Raw genomic sequence first — 5,694 nt, forward strand, 5'->3', positions numbered from 1 at the left:
AAGACAGATAATACTATAATAGAATACAATGGAACAGAGTATCATTATAATGATCATCTTACCAATTATCTTTTTTTAGGAATTGATACGCGGGAAAAAGTTTCTGATTATACGAGACAAAGTGATGCAGGACAGGCGGATGTCATTTTTTTAATATCTGTAGATAGAGTTACGAAGAAGACACAGATTCTTGTTATTCCAAGAGATACTATAACAGAAATAGAAGTATTTAATCCATCTGGGAAGAGTCTTGGTACTACTCAGGATCATATTAACATACAGTATGCATATGGAGATGGAAAAGATAAAAGCTGTCAGCTTATGAGTGACGCTGTATCAAGACTTCTGGGAAATATTCCAATTCAAAAATATTGTTCACTTAATATGGATGGCATTCCTTTACTGACAGAAGCAGTAGATGGTGTTACGGTAACAGTACCAGATAGCAGTCTGGAATTTCAAAATCCGGAATTTTATGAGGGCGCAGTTGTAGAACTTACAAGTGGAAATACAGAAATGTTTGTTCGATATAGAGATACATTGCAACCGGGGAGCGCTATGGTACGCCAGACCCGTCAGAAAGTATTCATGAAAGCTTTTATAGAAAAAGCAAGAAAAAAGGCGACGGAAAATGCTTCTTTTGTCATAGATCTTTTTGAAGGATTAAAACCGTATACTATTACAAATATAAGTAATGATGTGTTTGCAGAACTTCTGACTGCATCAGAAGGAACTATGGCAGATATAAAAACAGTTCCCGGAGAAACTGTAGAAGGTGAAAATTTTGATGAGTACCATGTATATGAAGAAGAGCTGACAAGGCTTTTAGTAGAAATGTTTTTTACAAAATGAGAGATATTTAGTACAGCACTATTATCTATAAATTAAAAAGAAAAGGAGCGATTTATTATGAAATTAAGAAAATGTCTTATGGTATGTGCATTGGCTTCTGTAATGACTGTGGGATCCGTGTCTTTTGTGAATGCAGCAGGAAGTCGTACAAATGATTTGACAGTAACTGGTGATACAGCACAGCAGTATGAAATTACTGCAGAGATTGAAGAATCTGAGGCATACAGGACTTTAGCGCAGGAAGCACCGGAAATTGTGGATATTATTGATGGTGTAAATGATGGCACTATGGAGATGGTTGATGTAATCACAAAACTTCAGGATATGGCTGAAACTATCGAAGATGAAGAAGTAAAAGCCGCTTTAGAAGAAGTGATTGCTGTTCTTGAAAAAAAAGAATTTGTAACAGGTTTTATAGATTTGATTGCATTGGAAGTAGCCGAAAAAAATGGAGAGGGTAATTATGAAATTAGTATTTCAGTGCCGAGTCTGACAGACAAGATGGAAAATGTCGAAATCCTTCATTATAGTATGGATCGTTCTGTATGGGAAATTGTTGAACCTACAGATGTGGATTTAGAAAAAAAGGTTATTGAAGCAGAATTTGAAGATCTTTCTCCGATTGCTGTTATTTGTGATCAGATAGAGGATGCGGAATAATTTATATATACGTATGTTTTAATTAGACTGAGAAGGAACTCTTTTCGTAAATTTGCGGAAGGAGTTCCTTTTTTTGATTGGAGTTTTCTGCGCTATATTGTTAAAGCAAAAGAAAAATGTTATACTGTTGTAAAAGTCTTAAAGAAATCTCTGTACGCAACAGTAGCATAATTTACAGAAATAATATATAGCTTGGAAGGAAGAGGAAAATGTCAGATAAGCTGAATGTACTGAAACAAAATAAAGTTGGAAAGTTTGATTATAATATTGTTTTGATCGGATTTATGGGAACAGGAAAAAGTACAGTTTCTACCTATCTGAAAAAAAATTTTGGCATGGAAGTGGTCGAAATGGATCAGATTATTTCAGAGAGACAGGGAATGAGCATTTCTGATATTTTTGAGACATATGGAGAAGAATATTTCCGTGATCTGGAAACAGATCTTCTGATTGAAATGCAGTCCCGAAGGAATGTAGTGATATCATGTGGAGGCGGTGTACCGATGCGGGAGAGGAATGTGGCTGAAATGAAGAAAAACGGAAAAGTGGTTCTTCTTACGGCAAAACCGGAAACTATCCTGGAGAGGGTAAAAAATGACCACGGCCGTCCGTTGCTGGAGGGTAATAAAAATGTAGAATTTATTGCAGACCTTATGGAAAAGCGCCGCGAAAAATATGAAGCCGCCGCAGATATTGTGATTGAAACAGATGGGAAAACAAAACAGGAAATCTGTGAAGAACTGATACAGAAAATTTCCGGCTGAAAAAGAACTGATAAAACAGAAGCGGAAATCAGATTTTTAGGCAGGAAGCCGATTGGTTTCAGATAATGATGGTTACTTTATAAAGTGTAAATCATCAAAACTAATATGACAGGAGGAGAAACTTATGGAAAACAGAATTAAAGGTACAACAGGTCTTATGATGCTGATCGGAAGTCCGGTAGGACATTCCGGATCCCCGTCTATGTATAATTTCAGTTTTCAGTATAATAACCAGGACTATGCATATATGGCTTTTGATATTAAGGAGGAGCAGGTGGGAGAAGCTCTGGATGCCATGCGTCTTTTTAAAATGAGAGGGGCCAATGTGACCATGCCCTGTAAAAATGAAGCGGCAAGACTTGTAGATGAGCTTTCTCCGGCAGCAAGGATCATCGGGGCGGTAAACACGATTGTTAACGAGGACGGAAAGCTTGTAGGCCATATCACAGACGGAACCGGATTTGTACAGAATTTAAGAGAACACGGCGTTGACGTAAAAGGAAAAAAAATGGTGGTTCTCGGTGCGGGCGGAGCAGCTACAGCTATTCAGGTACAGTGCGCTCTTGACGGAGCTGCATCTATTGCTATTTTTAATCCGGATGATCCGTTCCTGGAACGGGCAAAGAATACTGCAGAGAAATTAAAACAAGAAGCCCCGGAATGTCAGGTACAGGTATTCTGTCTTGAAGACCAGGAGAAGCTGAGAGAAGAGGTTGAAAAGGCAGATATTCTGGTAAACGGAACTCTTGCAGGAATGAAGCCGCATGAGGATACAACCCTGATCACAGATACGGCTATGTTCCGCCCGGAGCTTGTAGTAGCGGATGTAGTTTATAATCCGGAAGAGACCAGACTTCTCCGGGAGGCAAAGGAAGCCGGATGTAAGGTTGTAGGCGGCAAGGGAATGCTTCTCTGGCAGGGGGCTGCAGCATATAAGCTGTATACAGGCATGGATATGCCAGTGGAAGCGTATCGTAAATTCCAGGAACAAAACGAAGAAAAATAAAGGGGAAATATTATTCAGATAAAAATGCTCCGCAGGAATGCGGAGCATTTTCTTTAGAGACTGAGGAAGTCTGAAGCAGACTTGTATGCTTGCTTTATAGGAAACTCCTGTTATTTCTCAAGGAAAGAAAGGTCAATTTCTCCTTCAAAAACAGTAGTTGCCGGACCGGTCATATAGACCAGGTTTTCCTGACGGTTCCACAGGATTTCCAGATCACCGCCCAAAAGCTTTACAGTGACAGGCACGTCTTCGTCCACCAGGCCGTTTAAGGTGGAGGCAACGGCAACGGCACAGGCTCCTGTTCCACAGGCAAGGGTCTCACCGGAGCCTCTTTCCCATACACGCATCTGAAGCGTATGCCTGTCAATGACTTTTACAAATTCAGTATTGATCCGGTCTGGAAAGTTGATATGATTTTCGAACATTGGTCCGATTTCGGCAATATTAAGATTTTTCACATCATCCATATAGACAATGGCATGGGGGTTTCCCATGGAAACGGCCGTGATGTGATACGTTTCTCCGTTTACAGTCAGCGGCTCATTAATGACCTGCTCTTTTTCAGATACAACAGGAATGGTCTTGGCATTCAGAATAGGGGAGCCCATATTTACCTTTACAGAAGAAACCTTATTGTTTTTTACAGTAAGCTCCAGATATTTGATTCCGCTTTTAGTTGCTACGCTAATGTTTTTTTTGTGTACAATACCCTTGTCATAAGCGAATTTTGCCACACAGCGGATTCCATTTCCACACATGGCTCCCTGTGAACCATCAAGATTATACATATCCATTTCGCAGTCAGCCACATCAGATGGTTTAACCAGAATCAGTCCGTCTGAGCCAATTCCGAAATGCCTGTCACTGACAAATTTTGCCACTGCGGAAGGGTTATTTACGGTTTCCTGGAAACAGTCTACATAGACATAATCGTTTCCGATTCCCTGCATTTTTGTAAATTTCATAAATTTCCTCCTCGTTATTGATACACTGCAGAGCCGAAAAAAGGATTTCCGAACTTTGCACCCCTTATTTAATAACGTTATCAGTATATAGAAAAAATGTTATGGTTCTGTGAAATCAGAATAAAAAAACCAAGAATTTTATAATAACTTCTGAAATTCCGGAAAAGGTGTAAGGCTTCTGTTTAGAATTCCGGTTATCCGGGCAATCAGGATTCCGTAATTAGTAATTGGAACCTTCTGATCACGGCAGCATGCGATCCGATATTTCATTTCTCTTTCGTTAAGCATACATCCTCCGCAGTGAACCACAAGTTTATAATCAGATACATCATCTGGAAATTCTGTTCCTGAAGTAAATACAAATTCAGGTTCTGTTCCGGTGAATTTCCGAATCATATTGGGAATCTTTACGGTTCCAATATCGTCGCACTGACGATGATGAGTGCAGCCTTCCGCAATCAGGATCTTATCTCCGTGTTTAATGTTTTTTAAAGCGGCAGCGCCTTCTGTCAAAGTGCCAAGATCTCCTTTGTATCTTGCAAAGAGAATGGAAAAAGAGGTAAGAGAAATCTCTTTAGGTGTAACGCTGGAAACCTGGGCGAAAGCCTGACTGTCAGTGATAACCAATCTGGGATGGATGTCTTTTGAAAGAAAATATTCCAGGGTATCTTTCAGCTCTGTATCCCTGACTACAAGGGAAAGTGCACCGCATTCCAGAATGGCGCGGATGGTTTGCTGCTGAGGAAGGATCAGGCGGCCTTTTGGGGCTGCTTTATCGATAGGAATTACAAGGATTACCAGATCCAGAGGAGAGATAAGGTCTCTGATCAGTGGATATTTATGCGTATCCTCCGGTTTCAGGGAAGCGATTTTTTCTTTTAACTCATGTATTCCGGATCCGTCCGCTGCGCTGACAAAAAGTGTATTGCCGGCAGTTATATCGTCATGGGGAGGGAAGCCTGTGCCGGAAACTTCCCCGGAGATAAGATCTGCTTTGTTGTATACCAGAATCCAGGGAATATTTTTTTCCTGAAAGCGTTGTATCAAAGCCTCTTCATGTTCGGTTATTCCAATAAGAACGTCTACCACAAGTATGGCAATATCTGTTTTGTTCAGAACCTGATAGCTTTTTTTGACACGAAGGGCGCCCAGTTCTCCTTCATCATCTATTCCGGGGGTATCAATGACCATAACAGGGCCAAGGGGAAGCAGTTCCATGGTTTTGTATACTGGATCGGTAGTGGTTCCTTTTATATTAGAAACAATGGCAAGGTCCTGCCCGGTCACTGCATTAATCACACTGGATTTACCTGCATTTCGTTTGCCGAAAAAACTGATATGTATCCGTTCAGAAGCGGGAGTCTGATTCATTCCCATAGATTTATCCTCCTTTGATCCTAAAAAAATGATTTTTGCATATAATTATCGTGTTTTGTGCATATGAACG

The 5,694-nt window shown here is 40.3% G+C and carries 5 protein-coding genes and 1 pseudogene; 4 read left to right on the forward strand and 2 right to left on the reverse strand.

All coding sequences use genetic code 11. The annotated features are described in order from the left end of the window. The 4 genes and pseudogenes from RDS42_RS11655 to aroE form a co-directional block, all read left to right on the forward strand. Nucleotides 1-852, forward strand: an 852-nt coding sequence (locus RDS42_RS11655) for an LCP family protein (RefSeq protein WP_308783810.1), incomplete at its 5' end; no start/stop codon positions are given. Between the two features lie 57 nt (nt 853-909). Beyond that, nucleotides 910-1,512, forward strand: a complete 603-nt coding sequence (locus RDS42_RS11660) for a hypothetical protein (protein ID WP_308783811.1) — start codon at nt 910-912, stop codon at nt 1,510-1,512. Nucleotides 1,513-1,766: 254 nt separating this feature from the next. Next, nucleotides 1,767-2,276, forward strand: a pseudogene (locus tag RDS42_RS11665) (shikimate kinase); the annotation flags it as partial. 124 nt (nt 2,277-2,400) lie between these two features. Further along, nucleotides 2,401-3,282 (forward strand): shikimate dehydrogenase, encoded by an 882-nt coding sequence (gene aroE / locus RDS42_RS11670; RefSeq protein ID WP_308783812.1) that lies wholly within the window; start codon nt 2,401-2,403, stop codon nt 3,280-3,282. Between the two features lie 110 nt (nt 3,283-3,392). On the opposite strand, the gene dapF is transcribed toward aroE, so the two are convergent. Further along, on the reverse strand, nt 3,393-4,247 hold the full coding sequence (gene dapF, locus RDS42_RS11675; protein ID WP_308783813.1) for a diaminopimelate epimerase: 855 nt from the start codon (nt 4,245-4,247) through the stop codon (nt 3,393-3,395). Between the two features lie 138 nt (nt 4,248-4,385). Next, entirely contained in the window at nt 4,386-5,624 is a 1,239-nt protein-coding gene (hydF, locus tag RDS42_RS11680; RefSeq protein WP_308783814.1) for a [FeFe] hydrogenase H-cluster maturation GTPase HydF, read from the reverse strand. Between the last annotated feature and the right edge of the window lie 70 nt (nt 5,625-5,694).

The organism is uncultured Blautia sp. (assembly GCF_902497045.1).
In the GTDB taxonomy this organism is placed as follows: Bacteria; Bacillota; Clostridia; order Lachnospirales; family Lachnospiraceae; genus Blautia_A.

Coding starts and splice junctions, on each gene's coding strand:
- RDS42_RS11660 (WP_308783811.1), top strand. CDS start 910: ATGAAATTAAGAAAATGTCTTATGGTATGTGCATTGGCTTCTGTAATG.
- aroE (WP_308783812.1), top strand. CDS start 2,401: ATGGAAAACAGAATTAAAGGTACAACAGGTCTTATGATGCTGATCGGA.
- dapF (WP_308783813.1), bottom strand. CDS start 4,247: ATGAAATTTACAAAAATGCAGGGAATCGGAAACGATTATGTCTATGTA.
- hydF (WP_308783814.1), bottom strand. CDS start 5,624: ATGGGAATGAATCAGACTCCCGCTTCTGAACGGATACATATCAGTTTT.